Origin of the sequence: Nonomuraea sp. NPDC050733, from assembly GCF_040654215.1 — a bacterium.
Lineage (GTDB): Bacteria > Actinomycetota > Actinomycetes > Streptosporangiales > Streptosporangiaceae > Nonomuraea.
In genome coordinates this window covers 26,498-44,199 of record NZ_JBFAHO010000005.1, presented here as the reverse complement: position 1 = coordinate 44,199, position 17,702 = coordinate 26,498, and the positions used below count along the sequence as shown (strand labels likewise).

17 protein-coding genes are annotated in these 17,702 nt (G+C 71.9%); 3 read left to right on the top strand and 14 right to left on the bottom strand.

The window, feature by feature from the left end:
• Positions 1–64 precede the first annotated feature (64 nt).
• The 7 genes from AB0H64_RS11970 to AB0H64_RS11940 all read right to left on the bottom strand — a co-directional run bounded on the left by AB0H64_RS11970 (position 65) and on the right by AB0H64_RS11940 (position 8,195).
• The gene (locus AB0H64_RS11970; protein ID WP_357623060.1) at positions 65–2,086 is read right to left on the bottom strand and encodes a S8 family serine peptidase; all 2,022 of its coding nucleotides are present in this window, start codon (positions 2,084–2,086) and stop codon (positions 65–67) included.
• Between the two features lie 184 nt (positions 2,087–2,270).
• Positions 2,271–3,878, bottom strand: a complete 1,608-nt coding sequence (locus tag AB0H64_RS11965; protein ID WP_357623058.1) for a phospholipase A2 — start codon at positions 3,876–3,878, stop codon at positions 2,271–2,273.
• Between the two features lie 329 nt (positions 3,879–4,207).
• Entirely contained in the window at positions 4,208–5,482 is a 1,275-nt protein-coding gene (locus tag AB0H64_RS11960) for a cytochrome P450 (protein WP_357623056.1), read from the bottom strand.
• Positions 5,479–6,087, bottom strand: coding sequence for an ATP/GTP-binding protein (locus tag AB0H64_RS11955; RefSeq protein ID WP_357623054.1), 609 nt, complete (start codon positions 6,085–6,087; stop codon positions 5,479–5,481). The genes AB0H64_RS11960 and AB0H64_RS11955 overlap by 4 nt, the downstream gene beginning before the upstream one ends.
• Positions 6,068–6,424, bottom strand: a complete 357-nt coding sequence (locus AB0H64_RS11950) for a DUF742 domain-containing protein (RefSeq protein WP_310717109.1) — start codon at positions 6,422–6,424, stop codon at positions 6,068–6,070. Before AB0H64_RS11950 ends, AB0H64_RS11955 begins: the two co-directional genes overlap by 20 nt.
• Positions 6,424–6,840 carry a roadblock/LC7 domain-containing protein gene (locus AB0H64_RS11945; protein WP_355443123.1) on the bottom strand — a complete coding sequence of 139 codons (417 nt, stop codon included), beginning with the start codon at positions 6,838–6,840 and terminating at the stop codon, positions 6,424–6,426. The genes AB0H64_RS11950 and AB0H64_RS11945 overlap by 1 nt, the downstream gene beginning before the upstream one ends.
• Positions 6,837–8,195, bottom strand: a complete 1,359-nt coding sequence (locus tag AB0H64_RS11940; protein ID WP_357623051.1) for an ATP-binding protein — start codon at positions 8,193–8,195, stop codon at positions 6,837–6,839. The genes AB0H64_RS11945 and AB0H64_RS11940 overlap by 4 nt, the downstream gene beginning before the upstream one ends.
• A 263-nt stretch (positions 8,196–8,458) precedes the next feature.
• Between AB0H64_RS11940 and AB0H64_RS11935 the strand changes: the two genes are divergently transcribed.
• Complete coding sequence (locus AB0H64_RS11935) at positions 8,459–9,232, top strand: glucose 1-dehydrogenase (RefSeq protein WP_357623049.1); 774 nt, start codon at positions 8,459–8,461, stop codon at positions 9,230–9,232.
• Between the two features lie 107 nt (positions 9,233–9,339).
• Here AB0H64_RS11935 and AB0H64_RS11930 read toward each other — a convergent pair whose 3' ends face one another.
• On the bottom strand, positions 9,340–9,975 hold the full coding sequence (locus AB0H64_RS11930; protein ID WP_357623047.1) for a GntR family transcriptional regulator: 636 nt from the start codon (positions 9,973–9,975) through the stop codon (positions 9,340–9,342).
• 47 nt (positions 9,976–10,022) lie between these two features.
• Here AB0H64_RS11930 and AB0H64_RS11925 point away from each other — a divergent pair, with 47 nt between their 5' ends.
• Positions 10,023–11,213 carry an aminotransferase class V-fold PLP-dependent enzyme gene (locus tag AB0H64_RS11925; protein ID WP_357623046.1) on the top strand — a complete coding sequence of 397 codons (1,191 nt, stop codon included), beginning with the start codon at positions 10,023–10,025 and terminating at the stop codon, positions 11,211–11,213.
• A 50-nt stretch (positions 11,214–11,263) separates the two neighbouring features.
• Entirely contained in the window at positions 11,264–11,878 is a 615-nt protein-coding gene (locus AB0H64_RS11920) for a helix-turn-helix domain-containing protein (RefSeq protein ID WP_357623044.1), read from the top strand.
• 19 nt (positions 11,879–11,897) lie between these two features.
• Here AB0H64_RS11920 and AB0H64_RS11915 read toward each other — a convergent pair whose 3' ends face one another.
• The 6 genes from AB0H64_RS11915 to AB0H64_RS11890 form a co-directional block, all read right to left on the bottom strand.
• A complete protein-coding gene (locus AB0H64_RS11915; protein WP_357623042.1) occupies positions 11,898–12,437 on the bottom strand; it encodes a helix-turn-helix domain-containing protein in 540 nt (179 codons plus the stop codon).
• Between the two features lie 63 nt (positions 12,438–12,500).
• Positions 12,501–13,457 (bottom strand): sensor histidine kinase, encoded by a 957-nt coding sequence (locus AB0H64_RS11910; RefSeq protein ID WP_357623040.1) that lies wholly within the window; start codon positions 13,455–13,457, stop codon positions 12,501–12,503.
• Positions 13,454–14,341: an MEDS domain-containing protein gene (locus tag AB0H64_RS11905; RefSeq protein ID WP_357623038.1), complete on the bottom strand. Its 888-nt coding sequence runs from the start codon at positions 14,339–14,341 to the stop codon at positions 13,454–13,456. The genes AB0H64_RS11910 and AB0H64_RS11905 overlap by 4 nt, the downstream gene beginning before the upstream one ends.
• Positions 14,342–14,525: 184 nt before the next feature.
• Entirely contained in the window at positions 14,526–15,389 is an 864-nt protein-coding gene (locus AB0H64_RS11900) for a sugar phosphate isomerase/epimerase (RefSeq protein ID WP_357623036.1), read from the bottom strand.
• Positions 15,386–16,525, bottom strand: coding sequence for a dihydrodipicolinate synthase family protein (locus tag AB0H64_RS11895; protein ID WP_357623550.1), 1,140 nt, complete (start codon positions 16,523–16,525; stop codon positions 15,386–15,388). Before AB0H64_RS11895 ends, AB0H64_RS11900 begins: the two co-directional genes overlap by 4 nt.
• A gap of 29 nt (positions 16,526–16,554) precedes the next feature.
• Positions 16,555–17,700: a Gfo/Idh/MocA family oxidoreductase gene (locus AB0H64_RS11890; protein WP_357623034.1), complete on the bottom strand. Its 1,146-nt coding sequence runs from the start codon at positions 17,698–17,700 to the stop codon at positions 16,555–16,557.
• Positions 17,701–17,702: the final 2 nt, after the last annotated feature.

Genomic DNA, 17,702 nt, shown 5'->3' with positions numbered 1-17,702 from the left:
GCATCGAGGAGAGCCGGACCGGCTGCCCGCGACAGGTGTGCGGGCAGCCGTCCGGCAGGTGCCTCTACAGCGTCAGGGTCCAGCCGTTGATGTAGCCCTTGTCGCCCTTGGCGAGGTCTTCCGCTTTGAGTCTCCAGGTGCCGTTGGCCGGTGAGGCGCTGGCGTTCACCCAGTAGCTCTCGTCGATGTTGTCGGTGCCGTCCTTGGCGTCCGGGGCCCGCAACGGGTAGACCTTGCCGTCCGGGGCGATCAGGTCGATCTTCAGGTCACCGCGCCAGGTGTGCTGGATCTCGACGTGGACCCGGGCGCGGGTGGGGGCGTTGCCGTTGATCCACGCCAGGACGATGCCGGATTCGGCGGCGCCAGGATCGGGGATGGCGGTGTCGTCCCAGTTGCCGAAGCACGGCAGGCGGATCGACCAGCCGTCGATTTTGCCGGTGTCGAGGTATTCGACGTCCTGCACGCGTAGTTTCCAGGTGCCGTTGGCCGGGGACGCGCTGGCGTTGACCTGGTAGGTCTCGTGCAGGATGTCGGCGCTGTCGTTGGGGTCGTTGGCCTGCAGCGGGTAGACCTTGCCGTCCGGGGCGATCAAATCGATCTTCAGCTCGCCGCGCCAGGTGTGGTGGATGTCGACGTACACCTCGGTGGTGGCGGGCGCGCTGCCGAGCAGGCCGGTGACCGCGATGTTGGACGTCACGGTGCCGTGGTCGGGGATCGCGGTGTCCTTCATGTTCTCGAAGTACGGGACGGGCCAGGCGCCGGGGTCGGGGGACTTCCCCAGTACGGCGGCGTCGACCTGGATCCGGGGGGTGGTCACACCGTTGTAGGGGATGCCTTTGCCGGTCGTCTTCAGGGCGGTCTCGAGCTGGGCCAGCGAGGCGTCGGGCATCGCCTGGCGCAGCACGGCCAGGGCGCCGGTGACGTGCGGGGCGGCCATCGAGGTGCCGTTCAAGGAGGCCCATCTGCCGCCGGGAACGGACGAGACGATGGACACGCCGGGGGCGAAGAGGTCCAGCAGCGCGCCGCGGTTGCTGAAGGCGGCCACGCCGTCCTGGTCGGTGGTGGCGCCGACGGTGATGGCCGAGGACACGCAGGCGGGGGCGGCCACGGCGGCGCCGTAGCCGTCGTTGCCGGCCGCGACCACGGTGGCCACGCCGGCGGTGCGCAGGCTGTCGATGGCGGTCTTGCGCGGGTCGCCGTCGCAGGCGGCGGTGTACTGGCCGCCGCCCAGGCTGAGGTTGGCGGCCACCAGCGGCACCCCCTCGTCCTTCAGCTCCAGCACTTTCTCCAGGCCGGCGAGCTGGGCGCTGGTGAAGCTGAGCACGCACGGGGCGGCGCCCGCTCCGCACAGGTCCTCGGAGGCGAACTTGCTGAACACCTGGATGGCGACGACCTCGGCGCCGGGCGCGACGCCGGCCGGCGGGGCGCCGGTCACGCCCTGGCCGTCGCCGACCGCGATGCCGGCCACGTGGGTGCCGTGGTCGCAGTCCAGCGCGGGGTCGGCGCAGGGGCCCTGGTCGGTGTCGGCGGCGCCGGGCCCTTCCTGCTGGGCGGTGCCGTCCGGGCACAGGCTGGTGGAGGAGTAGTCGGCGTCGATGGGGGAGAAGCAGGCCTCCTCCAGCACCCGGTCCTTGAGGAAGGGGTGGTTGACCGCGACGCCGGTGTCCAGCACGGCCACCACGCTGCCGGCCCCCGTCTTGCCCGCGGCCCTGGTCCTGTCCGCGCCGATCAGCGGGACGCTCTCGGCCAGCACCGGCGGCACCGGCCGGTCCTCGCTCACGCTGACCACGCTGGGCAGCTTGGCCAGGCGGTCCAGCCCGGCCTGGTCGACGTGCAGGGTGACCACGGGGAAGCGGGACAGTTGCTGGACCACCTGGCCGCTGGCGGCCGCGTCCGGCAGGTCGGCGCGGGTCTTGCTGACGACGTTCACTCTGATCTTGCCCGCGGCGGCCGCCCGCTCGCTCAGCCGGGGCTCGATCCAGGGGGCCGCGGAAGTGGCCTGCTGTGCGGTCGAATCGGCCGCTGCGGGAGTCGTGGGAGAGGCCGGTGCCGCGTGGGCCGGCCCGGTTGCGATCGCCGTGGTCACCAGCGCTGTGATGACACAGGATAAGAGTCTTGATCTCATGACGTACCGCGCTTTACAGGAAGAAGGTGCAGGGTGGCTACGTCGGCATGGGGGGTGGCCGGACGGCGGCCGAAACCGCCGCCCGGCCGAGGGGAAATCCCCGAACAGGTCAGAGCTCAGGTGTCACGTCGGGCTCGCGCCGTTTTCAGGGGTTGCCGTACCTTTTGACGAACTTGTAATAGGTCCATGCCCATGCCCTGCAGTCGGGCCGGAACAGGATGAAGTAGCCGCCGCACACCTTGTCGCGCATCGTGATGTAGAACCGGTTGTCCACGTCGAGCTTTCGCGTGCGGGTGTTGTCGAGGTAGTACTTGTAGTGCTTCTTCCGGTTGGCTATCAGGCCGTACCCGTAGTCGTGGGAGTCGCAGGCCGGCCGCATATCGAAATTGTGCGGCTTGTCCGGAGAGCTCGTGCAGTGGTCGTAGACGATGCCCCTGACCTTGAAGCCGCTGGCGGTCCGCTTCCAGTCGGGCTTCCGCCATTTGCCGCCGTGGAACGCCCAGGCCGAGCAGCCCGACTTCGTGTACCACATCCAGGTGACGGCCGTGTTGCACTTCTTCGGGTAGGACTGCGGGGGATCCACGCCGTCCGGCAGGAAGTCGCTGGCGGGCGGCTCGGTGGCGTTGGGGTCGTCGAGTCCGGCCGCGCCCTCGGTCGTCCCGCCGTTGGCCGGCAGGTCGGTGCTGGTGAGGGTCACCTGGGGAGCCGCGACACCCGCGGGGAAGGTGAGCTGCCACCCGCCGTTGGTGACCGACTCGATCGACGACAGGCGTCCCACCGTGTCGTAGGCGTAGGTCCCCTGGACGGCGCCGACGCTGGGATCGCTCACGGTGCGCAGCATGCCGTTCAGGTCGTAGGCGTAGCTCGCCTCGGTCTGCGGTGTCTCGGTCCCGTAGGTGACCGAGACCTCCTTGAGCCGGCCCGCGTAGTCGCCGTTGGAGGTGCCGGTGGCCGTGGTCGCCGTGGCGTAGGTGAACCTGGTGACGGACGCGGGCTCCGCGGCGCCGGCCGGCTCCTTCACGGTGCTGACGCGGCCCTGGGTGTCGTAGGTGATCGTGGACTTGCCGAAGGCGGCGCTGCCCACGTCGACCACCCGCCAGGGGTCGGCGCTCGGCGCTCCGGCCGGCCGGGCCCACGTGTAGGTGAGCTGGAGGTCACCGTTGCTGATCGGGGCGCCGTCGGGGGTGACGAAGGTGTCGTCGTCCGCCTCCACGGGGCCCGGATCCGTCAGGATCGTCTCGGTCGTCGTGGTACGCATCGCTCCGATGGCCGCGTCCCACTTGGTGGTTTCGGTGATCTTCGATCCGTTGTCGGCCTGGTACGTCTGGATGCCGCCGCCGTCGGGGAAGGAGACGCTGCTCTTCAGGGGGTAGCGGGTCGACGTCCCGCCCTCGAGCTCCGTGACGACGAGGGTGCCGTTCTGGTTCTCCAGTTTCCGGTTGATCTGGCCGCCGGCGAACTCGGCCTGCCAGCTCGGCCCGAAGACGCCCAGCTCGGGGCGGGTGGCCGGGGCGGACTGCGGCCGGGCCAGATCGCCGGCGGTCAGGGCCACGCCGTGCTTACGGCTGATCGCCCCCGCGGACACGTCCAGCTCGGTGAGCTTGAAGGTCTTGGTGTCGGAGGAGTACTGGCCGGGGCCGATCTCCTGAACGTCTGCCGGCGGCGGATCGGTCAGCGCGGCGGCGGAGGCTTCCGGGGCGAGGAAGGGAAGGAGCATGGCCCCGACGGCGACGGCGAGTGGTAATCGGCGCAAGTGGTGCCTCCAGGTGAAGCGAGAAAGTGATCTGATCACCTGGAGAGTAAGTGCTGATAAACCTGTTGACAAGATATGGACAATTTAGGTGAAGGGTGCTCAAATCGCGTATGGACTGCGTCTCCGCTGCGATTCACCCATCTTTTTTTTGCACAGGTCGCGAGGCCTGTCTGGTGGCTTATGCCGAATTTATGGCCAAATTATGGCGAAAATGTGGAGGTCCGGCGAGGGTATGAAAACGCGTGGACGTTGCCCCATTCCGATTTCACCGCGGACCGCGGCGGCGCGAGAGGGCCGGATGGCACCCCGGCACCGCCGCGGTCCTGTGATCACATCGGATAGCCGGGCGTGAACTCGACCGGCAGCGACTCCAGGCTGCGCATCTGGATCGACGACCGCCATTCCAGCGCCTCCGGCGGCACCGCCAGCACCACGTCGGGCAGCCGGTCGAGCAGCATCTCCACCGCGATGTGCGCGATGACCTCCGCGAGCTCCGGCGCGGGGTGCGGGCAGCCGTGCGCGCCGTACCCGAACGACATGTGCGCGTGATTGCTCACGGAGTCGCCGTAGAGGTCGGGGCGGACCTGCGGGTCGAGGTTGGCGGCGGCCAGGCCGCAGACGAGGAGGTCACCGGCCTTGATGCGGCGGCCGCTGAGCTGGGTGTCCATGACCGGCCACCGTCCGATGGCGATCTGCCCGGGCGCCTCCTTCCACAGCACCTCGTTCAGCGCCTGGCCGATGCTGCGCCGGCCGCCCGACAGCGTCATGGCGAACCGGTCGTCCGTCAGCATGAGCTGGATGGTGTTGCCGATCCAGGTGGCCGTCGGGTCGTGGGCCGCGGTCAGGGTCAGGAGCAGGTCCTGGGTGAGCTCCTCGTCGGTGAGCCCGGCGGGGTGGGCGAGCAGCCGGGAGGGCATGTCGGGCCCCGGGTACTGCCGTTTCGTCTCCAGCAGCCGGCTCATGACGGCCTGCACCCGCTGGTACGCCTCCATCGCGGCCGGCCCGCCGTTCAGGGTCGTGGCCACCTCGCCGACCAGCGCGCGGGTGTCCGGGTCCGGCAGGCCGAGCATCGAGGCGAGGACGAGCAGCGGGATCGGGTTGGCGTACTGCGCCATCAGGTCCGCCCGGCCGGAGCCGATGAAGGTGTTGATCAGTCCCTCGGCGACCCGCTCACAGCGCGCCCGCAGCTCGAACTGGTCGGCCGCGGCGAGCGCGTCGCTGACCGCGCCCGCCCGGCGCTCGTGCGCCGCGCCCACCTCGAACAGCATGGACGGCTGGTAGGCGACGTACGCGTTGAGGGGCCAGTCGGGCGGGATGTTCTTCCACTGGTTCCAGTGGCGCGAGTCGCGGACGAACAGCTTGGGATTGCTGAGCACGTACCGCAGCTCGCGGTAGCCGAGCACCAGCCAGCCGGGTACGTCGCCCTCCAGCAGGATCGGGACCACGGGGCCCTGCTTGCGCATCTCCTCGAAGGCGCGGGCGGGATTCTGGTGGTACGCCCTGCCGTACATGGGGAAGGCGCCCTCGAACGCGCTCGGCTCGGGGGCTGCGGGAGGGGCGGCGAACCACTGGACGGGTTCGGAGGGATGCGTGGCGTCGGTCATGAGGTCACCTGCCGGGCGGAGGACAGAGCATAGAGGTGGTTGACCAGCGTGATCAGCACTGCCTTGCTGGACTCCCGCTGCCGCGCGTCGCACGCGATCAGCGGCACGTCGCCGGAGAGGTCGAGCGCGTCACGGATCTGGTCGAGCGTGTGGGTGGACTCGCCGAACTGGTTGTGGGCCACGATGAACGGCATGCCGTGGTGTTCGAGCCGGTCGATGGCGTACCACGAGTCGGCCAGGCGGCGCGTGTCCACCAGCACGACGGCGCCCAGCGTCCCGGTGAACAGGCGGTCCCACAGGAACCAGAACCGCTCCTGACCCGGCGCGCCGAACAGGTAGAGCACCAGCTCGGCGTTCAGGCTGATCCGGCCGAAGTCGAACGCCACCGTGGTGGTGGACTTCGCCTCCACCCCGCGCGCGTCGTCCACCCCGATCCCCGCCCGCGTCATGGTCTCCTCGGTGCTCAGCGGACGGATCTCGCTGACCGATCTGACCAGGGTCGTCTTACCCACGCCGAAGCCGCCGACGATCACGATCTTGAGTCCGGTGGTCGCGGAGCTCGGCAACGGGGTGCGCGCGACCGGTTCAGAGGTTCTGGAGTCCAACGAGTACCTGCTTCAGCATGTCGGGATCGGGCAGACGCGTCGCGGCAGGCGCCGGACGCGGGTTCCTGGCGGTGATGCGTCCCGTGTCCAGCAGGTCGCACAGCAGGATGCACACAACGCTGACCGGCAGCCGCAACTCCGCCGCGATCTCCACGACCGCCGTCGGGCTCCTGCAGAGCCGGAGAATGCGGGCATGCTCGGACTGCATGCCCGGAGTGGGATCGCACTCGCTCACGATCAGCGTGACCATGTCGAAGGCGTCGTCCGTCACGCTGCTGCGCCCGCCGGTCACCATGTAGAGGCGGTCCGGATTCTCGTCCTCCAGGCGCGGCGACATCAGAGCCGGCTGCTCTGCTGCGGTGCGCGGGGTGGCGCGGTCAGGTATTCGCCGATCTGCTCCACCAGCTCGTTCATGTTGTGGCCGATGACCCCGGGATCGGCGTCGTCGCCGGCCACCACGGCGAGGTGCGCGCCCTCGCCCGCCTCCACGATGAACAGCAACCCGCCGTGGAACTCGGTCATGGACTGCCGCAGCCCGCCCGTGCCGTCGCCGAACTCGATGGACGCGCCGTATGACAGGCTCTGGATACCGGAGGCGATCGCGGCGAGTTGGTCGGCGCGGTCCACGGTGAGCGCGGCGGTGTGCGAGAGGCGCAGGCCGTCTCTCGACAGCACCAGCGCGTAGCGGGTCTGCGGGGTCCTCTCCAGGAGGTTCTCCAGCAGCCAGCCGAGTTCCTGATCTGAGCTTCTCATCGAGGTCCGTCCTCTCCAATCTGTCGTGCCCTGCTCGCCTGGTGGAAGGCCGCGAACTTGGCTGCGGCGTCGGAAGGTGGCCGCGTGGGCCGGGTCTCGGGGCCGGCGGCCGGCGCCGGCGATGTGGGTGTGGCGGCCGCGAGCGTCTGCCCCCGGCGGCGTCGCGGCAGCCCGTGCAGCTCCGCGTCCTGTTCGGGGGCCGCCGGCGGCGCGGCCTGCCGGCTGTGCGGGGCCGCCGCGGGGGAGTGCGTCACCTGCGGGGCCGGAATGTTGTGGCTGATGAGCTGCTGCGGGATCATGACCACCACGCCGGTGCCGCCGCGCGAGGACGGGCGGAAGGACACGGTCAGACCGTGCTTGCGGGCCAGACAGCCGACGACCGCCAGCCCGAGCCGGGAGCCGGACAGCGTCGTGAAGTCCAGCGGCTCGGCGGACACGGCGCGCTCCGCCCGGGCCAGCGCGGCGGGGCTCATCACCAGGCCGCAGTCCTCGATCGTGATCACGATCCCGGTGCTCACCTCCTCCACGTACACGTGGACCTCTTCGGTGGGCGGGGAGAAGCTGGTGGCGTTGTCCATCAGCTCGGCGAGGGCGTGCATGACACCTTCCGCGGCGTGCCCCGCGATCGCGACGGTGCTGACCGAGTGCACCCGGACCCGCTGGTAGGCGCTGATCCTGCCGATCGCCCCGCGCAGGATGCTCTCCATCACGATCGGCTTGGTCCAGCGCCGCCCCGACCTCGCCCCGGTCAGCAGGGCGATGCTGTCGGCGAGCCGGCCGGCCTGCGCGGTGGTGTGGTCCAGCTTCAGCAGGTCGCCGAGGGTGATCCGGTCGTGCCGGTCCTCCATCTCGCGCAGGTCGGCCAGCATGCTGGTGGCCAGGGCCTGCACCCGCCCGGCGGCACTGGCGCACGCGGCCGTCGTGGCGGCACGTACCCGCTGCTCCCGGCTGACCTCGTTGACGAAGACGTACAGGAGGTGCTGCTGGGCGGTGCTCGCCGGCCGGGGAGTGCCCGCGAGCACGGACTCCGCCGACATCCCCTCCCTGATCCGCGCCACCGTTCCGGGCATCGTCTCCGTGGCCATCCGGATGAGCTCCGCGTCGCCCGCGGCGAGCCGGCTGCGCAGCAGCCGGATCTGCTGGCTGCCGTACGTCGCGGACGTGACCGCACCGCACACCAGGACGGCCGCGACGCCCAGGGTCCAGGCCAGGAATGTCCGGGCCGAGAGGGGGGCGGTGAGCACGGCCGTCAACGCCGCGGCCCCCGTGATGACGGCCGTGGCCGCCAGGACGACCAGGGATTCCCCCAGCGGCAGGCGCGCCGCGCGGTGGCGTGTGTGTACCTGTACTGACATCGATGAGCTCCTCGTCGGCGAGTGGAGCCCGGTCATCGCGAACGCGACGCGACCGGGGCCGAACGCGCGACGACGGACCTGTTCCGGCCGATCACCTTGATCGCTGGGCGAGCGACAAAAGATCTTACAGCACTTTACTCTGCGTCATAAGACAGCATCTGACGGCAACGCGTCCGATCCTCCCCGAAACTCGACATGTTGATCAACCCTCCAGTACGGTGCCACTTCCTATCGCCTTGACACACGACGGGAGTCGGCTCTCCATGGCAGGTTCACTACTCGATGGCAAAGCGGCGCTGATCACGGGCGCCGGATCGGGCATCGGAGCCGCCACGGCGGTGGTGTTCGCCCGGCACGGAGCCAGGGTGGTGGTCGCCGACATCAACGAGGAGGGCGGCAAGCGCACGGTCGCCGAGGTCGAGGCGGCGGGTGGCGAGGCGGCCTTCGTGTGGGTGGACGTGCGGCGGTCCGACGCGGTCAAGGCCATGGTCGACTTCACGGTCGAGCGGTTCGGCCGCCTGGACTGCGCGGTCAACAACGCGGGCGTGGACACGGCGGGCGAAGGCCGGCTGCACGAGGTGGGCGAGGAAGCCTGGGACGCCTCGATCGGGGTCAACCTCAAGGGCGTCTGGTGGTGCATGAAGCACGAGCTTCCGCAGATGCTGGAGCAGGGCTCGGGCTCGATCGTCAACGTGGCCTCGGTGGCCGGCCTGGTCGGCATCGAGGCGCCCTTCGTCTCGCCGTACGTCGCCGCCAAGCACGGGGTGGTGGGGCTGACCAAGGCGGCCGCCCTGGAGTACGCGACCTCGGGAATCCGCGTGAACGCCGTGTGTCCCGGCGCCGTGCGCACCCAGATGGTGGACGACCTCATCCAGCAGGGGATCATGACGCTGGACCAGACCGCCGCCTACCAGCCGCTCGGGCGGTACGCCAACCCTCCGGAGATCGGCGAGGCGATCGCCTGGCTCAGCTCCGACGCCGCCTCCTTCGTGACCGGCCTGCCCATGGCCGTGGACGGGGCCATGACCACCCGCTGACAAGGCCGCTCGGCGGGCGGTCCGGTCAGTGGGCGGTCCAGCCGCCGTCCACCGGGGGATCGCGCCGGTGACCAGGGCGACCTGCCCGCCGAGGTCGGTGCCCGCGATCATGAGGGCCGGCCCAGGTACTCGGCTCCGTTGACCCAGTTGCGGGTGAGCCAGCGCGCGGCCTCCCCGAGGTCGTCGTCGCGGATGGCGGCGACGATGCGCCGATGCTCGGCGAGGCTCTGCTCCGCCCCTTCCTGGCCGCCGAAGTAGAGCACGTCGTACCGCTTGACCAGGGGCTTGGTCTGGGCGATGAGCCGTGTCAGGTGGTCGTTGGCGCAGGCCGAGAGCAGCAACGCGTGCCAGGCGTCGTCGAGCGCGGCCAGATCGCCGCCGGTGTCGAGGGCGGCGCGCATGTCGTCGTTGAGCCGGTCGAGCCGGTCCGTGACGCCGAGGAGGGCCTGCGGCGGGGACCAGCGCAGCGCGAGCGCCTCCAGCTCGCCCACCAGCGGATAGAGCTTGCGGGCCTCATCCGGGTCGAGGGGCGGCACGCGGAAGCCGCGCCGGGGCTCGGCCACCAGGAGGCCCCGGTCGGTGAGCTCCACCAGCGCCTCCCGCAGGGGAGTGCGGCTCACGCCCAGCTCGGCGGCCAGGCGGACCTCGTTGACCCGCGCGGTCGCCGGGAGCCGGCCGTCCAGGACGCGCGCGGTGATCTGCTCGGCCAGATCCCGGCGGAGGGGGCTCGCGTTGTCTGCCACATCCCCAGCGTATTGCATGCAGTCACGAATTTCTGTATTCAGTTTGTATGAACTGCATTCAAGATGTGGACGTCGCACGGGCGCGGGCGGAGACTCCCGGGTGCGCCCGGGTGACCCACCTCGACAACGCGGGGGCCGCGCTCCCGCCCGCGATCGTGACCGACACGGTGATCGCCCACCTGCGCGAGGAGGCCCTGCGCGGCGGCTACCGGGCGGCGGCCGAGGCCGCGCCGCGGCTCGACGCGGTCCGCGGGTCCGTCGCCACCCTGCTGAACGCGCACAGCGACGACATCGCCCTGACCGACAACGCCACCCGCGGATGGCAGGCGGTGTTCTACGCCCTGCCGTTCGGCCCCGGCGACCGCATTCTGACCAGCCGGGCCGAGTACGCCAGCAACGTCATCGCCTTCCTCCAGGTCGCCGAGCGGACCGGGGCGCGCGTCGAGGTGGTCGGCGACGACCCGAGCGGGCAGCTCGACGTCGAGGACCTGCGGCGCCGCCTGGACGAGCGGGTGCGCCTCATCGCCATCACGCACGTCCCCACCCAGGGCGGCCTGGTCAACCCCGCCGAGGAGGTGGGCCGGATCGCCGCGGCCGCCGGCGTGCCGTACCTGCTGGACGCCTGCCAGTCGGCCGGGCAGCTCGACCTCGACGTCGAACGGCTGCGCTGCGACGCCCTGAGCGCCCCCGGCCGCAAGTACCTGCGCGGCCCCCGGGGCACCGGCCTGCTCTACGTCCGGCCCCGGCTGCGCGAGCGCCTCACGCCCGCCGTCCTCGACCTGCACGCCGCCACCTGGACCCACCCCGACCGGTACGAGGTGGAGGAGACGGCGCGGATGTTCGAGACATGGGAGCGCGACGTGGCCGCCGTCCTCGGCCTGGGCGCCGCCGTCGACCATGCGCTGTCGTGGGGCCTGCCCGCCATCGAGCGGCGGGTCGGCGCGCTGGCGGGGCGGCTCAGGGACGCGCTGCGGGAGGTGCCCGGCGTGCGGGTCCACGACCAGGGGGTGCGGCGGTGCGGCATCGTCACGTTCACGGTGGAGGGAAGACCGGCGGCCGAGGTCCACGGCCGGCTGGCCGGGATGGGCGTCAACACGTCGGTCTCGCTGCGGCGCTACGCCCGGTACGACCTGCCCGCGCGTGGCCTGCCCGACCTGGTCCGGGCCTCGGTGCATTACTACAACACCGAGGAGGAGCTGCACCGGCTCGTCGAGGCGGTCGGCCGGATGGGCGGGTGAGTCCCCGGCGGATGGTTCACCTTCGAGAGAAAACGGACTATAGTCCGGCTATGGCGCGAGACAACACCGGACCAAAGTCCGATTCGGCGAGACCGCTGGAGTTGCTGCTGACCCGCCCGCCCAAGGAGCGGGCCGACGCCTCCCGCAACCGCGCCGCCGTCCTGGACGCCGCCGCCCGGCTGTTCGCCGAGCACGGGGTCGAGGCGGTGTCCATGGACCAGGTCGCCACGGCGGCCGGCGTCGGCAAGGGCACGCTGTTCCGGCGCTTCGGCGACAAGTCGGGGCTGGCGGCGGCGCTGCTGGACGCGCGGGAGCGGGTGCTGCAGGAGGCGATCCTGTACGGGCCGCCGCCGCTGGGGCCCGGGGCCGCGCCCGCCGAGCGCCTGGCCGCCTTCATGGACGCCTACCTCGACTACCTGCTGGAGCACCTGGCGGTGATCCGCATGTCGGAGACCGGCGCGCCCGGCGCCCGATACCGGATCGGGGCGTACCGGTTCTGGCACCGCCACGTGGCGATCCTGCTCGACGGCACCCCCGACCCCGACCACTCCGCCCACGCGCTGCTCGCCGCCCTGTCGGCCGTGCACGTGACGGCGCTGCTCCCGGAGCTCGGCGAGCGGCGCATCCGCGCGGGGGCCCTCCATCTGGCCCGCTCGCTGAGCTGACCCGGGCGTCCTGCCGCGGTCAGGCGGGTACGCCGGCGTCCGCGCCGAGGGCTGTCGCGCAGGCCCGCAGGTCACGCGGCGCCGCGTGCGCGATCTCGGTGTACGGTTGCCGGTTGCCGGGCTCCGCCCAGCGCGCGAAGGCGGTGGCGAGCGCGAGGGCGCCCATCTCGGCGGCCAGGCGCGCGGTGGTGTCGTCGGCTCCGCGGGCGCGCGGGGCCTCGGCCATGGCGGAGGCGAGACGGGCCTGCTTGAGCAGCTCGCGCTCCTGCAGCTCGCTGTGGGCCGCGATCACCGCCTGCCGCTGCCGGGCGAGATCATGGCGGTCCGCGGTGAACGCGAAGGCGAAGGACTCCAGCGCCGCGGCGAGGCAGCCGGCGGTCGTCGTCCCGGGCGGAGCGGCCCGGATCGCCTCGGCGAAGCGTTCGGCCATCCCGTCCCGCCCACCGAACAGTACCTCCCGCTTGTCGGCGAAGTGCCGGAAGAACGTGCTCCTGGTCAGCCCGGCACGGTCGGCGATCTCGGCCACGGTGGTGGCGTCGTAGCGGCGTTCGTCGCCCACGGTGTGGCCGCCGCCGCTTGGCGCAAGCCGCGCGACTGAGCCGGCGGCGCTCCGGGAGCGGCGTCAGCCGAGCACGAAGTGCAGGCGGGTGGTGGTGCCGTCGGCGTGGCCGTGGCGACGCACCAGGTCGCTGAGCTCGTTGACGAGGATCAGGCCGTGGCCGCGCGACTCCAGGTCCACCGGCGGGATCCGCCCGGCCATCGGCTCGGCGAAGTGGCCGGCGTCGTCGATCTGGTACACGAGCGTCGCGGTCTCGGTCCACACGGTGATCGTGCAGCCGCCCGTGGCGTGCTCGAAGGAGTTGGTGGCGACCTCGTTGACCGCGAGCACCACGCGTTCGACGCGGGAGTCGGGCAGGCCCGCCGAGCGGGCGAGACCGGCGGTGAAGGCGCGCACGTCCTCCAGCTCGCCGACGGTCTTGAAGGTCCGCTGGTACGCGGTGAGCGGGGGAGCGGGAAGGGGCTGGTCGAACATCGCTGCGGTGTCCAAGGGATCGGCGTAGAGGCCGCTGGCCCAGGTACGGTCTGCCTCGGCCATGACGGGATGGGTGCGGTAGGAGTCCTCGACGGCTCGCGCGCCGAGGGCACCCGTGTCGTACGGGCACAGGATCGCCGCGTCGCGGCCGGCGAAGGCGGCGTTGATGAGCGCCTCGTGCGCCGCGCAGGCGGGGTACTCGACCTGGCTGCGGCCGGCCCAGATCGGCTCACCGATGATCCACACGCGCTGCCCGGAGTGGCGCCGGGCGAAGGCCAGCAGGACGCGGGGGATGATGCGGCCGGGATTGCGGCCGGCCACCGCCATGTCGGCGAAGACCACCCCGGAGGCGGCCCCGCCCAGACGGGACCGGATGAGGTCGCCGTTGCCGCCCGGCACGGCCACCATGGCCGGCTCGCCGGCGTCGAGCGCCCGCCGCAGGAACGCGGCGCACCCCTCGGCGTAGGCGTCCGGCGTGTCGTAGAGCAGCCCGATGTGCTCGAACGGATCGGCGACCGAGCCGGAGGGGGAGGCCGTGACGCTCACACCGGGCTCCCGGTGACGCACCGCGCGTGGGCCTGCCCCGGGTCGATCACCGACAGCATCTCGTTCAGCGTCGGGCGGACGCCCCGCAGGAGCAGCCGGCCCCGCGCGGCGGCGACCGCGCCGGCCAGCAGGCGGGCGATGGCCGTGTCGGCGAACCTCAGCTCCGCCACGTCGACCACCAGCGGGGCGGCCCCGTCGGCGATGCGATGGGCGTCGGCCACGACGTGGCGCAGCGTGGCCTCCAGGGCGTCGCTGTTGCTCCGGTCGGCCGCGCCGGCCAGCGCCAGCCCCTCGAAGGTGCGGCGGATGCGCAGCATCGGCGCCCACTCCTCGTGGCTGCCCGCCCCCGCCCGCGCGGTCGCCGGGTGGGCGGCGCCGATCCGGTCCAGCTCGGAGCTGGTGAACAGCCGCCGGTCGTAGCAGCACAGCGCCATCGCGTAGCCGTCGGCGAAGATCCGGTTGGCCTGCGCCTCGTACCAGGCCAGCCGCTCGACGCCGGGGCTGGCGCGGACCGTCCAGCCCATGTCGGCCGCCACCCGCAGCGCGCTGTAGCCCTGGCCGCGCGCCTCGCCGATGGCGGTGTGCCAGCCGTCCAGGGCCCGCTCGGCGTCGAACGCGCCGCCCGCCAGGTAGGACTCCTCGGCGGTGGTCACCTGGAGCTGCCCGGTGCGCTCGGGCTCGCGCACCTCCAGGCCGTACGCCTGCGCCGCCGCGAGGAAGGCGTCGGGCAGGAAGGTGTCGGTGAAGTACAGGACCTGCTCACCCCGATCGAGACCTCCGCGAAGGTAACGAATCAGAGCCGACAGATGTCGTTCATGGTCGTCGAATGTCCAGCAGACGTGATCCCCTGGGAGGAGATGGTCCACCGTGGTGGGATGTGCCATGTACCGCTTCTCGTCTTCGGGGATGCGGCAGGAGGTCCAGGCGTCGAGGGATGGAGGGGGCGCCGCGCGTTCCTGCCCGCCCCTCCACAGTAACAACTTCCAGCGGCTCCGCGCCGTTTCGCGGTGACCCACGTCACAGAGAAGGGCGCCGTCCCCGCGGGACGGCGCCCGGAGAACGGGGCGGTCAGGAAGGCACGACCACCTCGGCGTAGCGGGCCTTCATGGTGGCCAGCACCTCGTCCGGATCGGCGACCCACACGTCGGCGTTGAAGATCTCGACCTCCACGTCGCCGGTGTAGCCGGCCGCCAGCACGGCCCGGGTGATCGGCGCGAAGTCGATCACCCCGTCGCCCATCATGCCGCGCCCCAGCAGCACGTCGGCGGGCAGCGGGTGCAGGAAGTCGCACACCTGGTAGGAGGCGATCCGCTCGCCGGCGCGGGCGATCTGCTCGAACAGCCGCGGGTCCCACCACACGTGGAAGGTGTCGACCACCACCCCGACCTGCTCCACCGGGTACGGCAGGCTGAGGTCCACCGCCTGCTCCAGGGTGGAGATGACGGCCCGGTCCGCGCAGTAGACCGGGTGCAGCGGCTCCAGCGCCAGCTTCACGCCCCGCTCACCGGCGTACGGCGCGAGCTCGGCCAGGCCCTCGGCCACCCGCTCCCGAGCGGCGGCGAGGTCCTTCGACACGGACCCGGTCAGCGGCTCGCCCGGGACCACGCCCGGCAGCCCGCCGACGACCATCACCAGACAGGCCGCGCCCAGCTCGGCGGCCTCGTCGACGGCCCGCCGGTTGTCCTCCAGCGCCGCCGCGAACGCCCGGCGGCCGTCCTCGCCGGGCCCGCCCGACGTGAGGAAGCCGCCCCGGCACAGCGACGACACCCGCAGGCCCGCCTCGCGCACCAGCTTGACCGACTCGGCCAGGCCCTGCTGGGCGACCTCCTGCCGCCACAGGCCGATGGCCTCCAGGCCGTGCCGCACGCAGCCGTCGACGGCCTCGGCCACCGTCCAGCGCCTGGTGGTCCACTGGTTGAGGGAGAGACTCACAGGCCGTTCACCGCCAGCAGCGCCCGCATGCGGCGGACCGCCAGCTCCTGGTCGGCCAGCAGCCCGGCCCGGTCGGCCAGGCGGAACACCTCCGACAGGTGGACCAGCGAGCGGGCCGACTGGGCGCCGTTGACCATGGCGAACGCGTCCTGGTGGCCGTTCAGCCAGGCCAGGAAGACGATGCCGGTCTTGTAGTTGTACGTCGGCGTCTCGAAGATCTTGCGCGACAGCGCCACCGTCGGCGCCAGGATCTCGTCGTAACGGGCGAGCATCCGGTCACGGCCGGCGTCGTCGGAGGCGGCCCGCGCGGCCTCGGCGGCGTCGAGCGCCTGCAGGGCCGCCGCCGCGGCCGGCGCGATCGCGTCGAAGATGCCGAGCAGCGCGTGCGAGCCGCTCCTGATCAGCGACGGGTAGTTGAAGTCGTCGCCGGTGTAGAGCCGGACGCCCTCGGGCAGCGCGGCCCGCAGCCCGATCTCGTGCTGCTCGTCCAGCAGCGACACCTTCACGCCGTCCACCTTCGGCGCGTGGGCGTGGATCAGCTCCAGGAACGCCTCGGTGGCCGCGGCCACGTCACGCGAGCCCCAGTAGCCGGCCAGCTGCGGGTCGAACATCTCGCCGAGCCAGTGCAGCACCACCGGCCGGTCGGCCAGGCCGAGCAGCTCGCCGTACACCTGGTGGTAGTCCTGCGGTCCGGCCGCCACCCGCGCGAGCTGGCGCGAGGCCATGACGATCACGCCGGCGCCGGCCGCCTGCACGGTCTCGATCTGCTCGGTGTACGCGGCGGTGATCGCCTTCAGGTCGTCCGCGCCGGGGGCGTGGTCCGTGCCGGCGCCGCAGGCCACCAGCTCGGCCGGGTCACCGAACGCGCGCGCCTCGTCGGCGCTGCGCCGGATGAGCTCCTTCGTCGCGGCCCAGTCGAGGCCCATGTTGCGCTGCGCGGTGTCCATCGCGTCGGCCACGCGCAGTCCGTGCGACCACAGGTGGCGGCGGAAGCGCAGCGTGGCGTCCCAGTCCACGGCCGCGGGGGAGCCGGGCGTGTTGTCGCCGAGCGGGTCGGCGACCACGTGCGCCGCCGCGTACACGACGCGGCTGACCGCCGGGCCGTCCGGCCGCGGCCACGTCACCGGCTCGCGCAGCTCGTACGCGCCGCCGGGCAGGTCGATCCTCACAGCTCCGGCACCTCGATCCTGCGGCCCTCGGCCGACGAGCGCAGGCCCAGCTCGGCGAGCTGCACGCCCCGGGCGCCGGCGGCGAAGTCGTACGGGAACGGCGCGTCCTCCAGGACGTGCCGGACGAACAGCTCCCACTGGATCTTGAAGCCGTTGTCGAACTCGGCGTTGTCCGGGACCTCCTGCCAGCCGTCGCGGAAGCGCGCGGTGACGGGCAGGTCGGGGTTCCACACGGGCTTGGGCGTGGCGGCGCGGTGCTGGACGCGGCAGTTGCGCAGGCCGGCGACCGCGCTGCCCTCCGTGCCGTCCACCTGGAACTCCACCAGCTCGTCGCGGTTCACGCGCACGGTCCAGGAGGAGTTGATCTGCGCGACGACCCCGCCCTCCAGCTCGAACACGCCGTACGCGGCGTCGTCGGCCGTGGCCTGGTAGGCGTGCCCCTGCTCGTCCACCCGCCGCGGCACGTGCGTTACGGCCTGGGCGTAGACCGAGCGGACCCGGCCGAACAGGTTCTCCATGACGTAGTGCCAGTGCGGGAACATGTCGAGCACGATGCCGCCGCCGTCCTCGGCCCGGTAGTTCCACGACGGGCGCTGCGCCTCCTGCCAGTCGCCCTCGAACACCCAGTAGCCGAACTCCCCTCGCACCGAGAGGATCCGGCCGAAGAACCCGCCGTCGATCAGCCGCTTCAGCTTCAGCAGGCCCGGCAGGAACAGCTTGTCCTGCACGACGCCGTTCTTCACGCCCCGCGCCGTCGCGGCCCCGGCCAGCGCCACGGCCTCCTCGACCGACTCGGCCGTGGGCTTCTCGGCGTAGATGTGCTTGCCCGCCTCGATCGCCTTCAGCACGGCCTTCACCCGGGCGGAGGTGACCTGGGCGTCGAAGTAGATCAGGTTGTCGTCGTCGGCCAGCGCGGCGTCCAGCTCGGTCGTGTAGTCCGGGATGCCGTGGCGGTCGGCGAGCTCGGCCAGCTTGGCGGCGTTGCGCCCGACGAGGACGGGGCGCAGCTTGACCCGGCTGCCGTCGGAGAGCGTGACGCCGCCCTGCTCGTTGATGGCCAGGACGGATCGGACCAGGTGCTGGCGATATCCCATCCGTCCGGTGACGCCGTTCATCACGACGCCGATGCTGCGCACGCTCATGG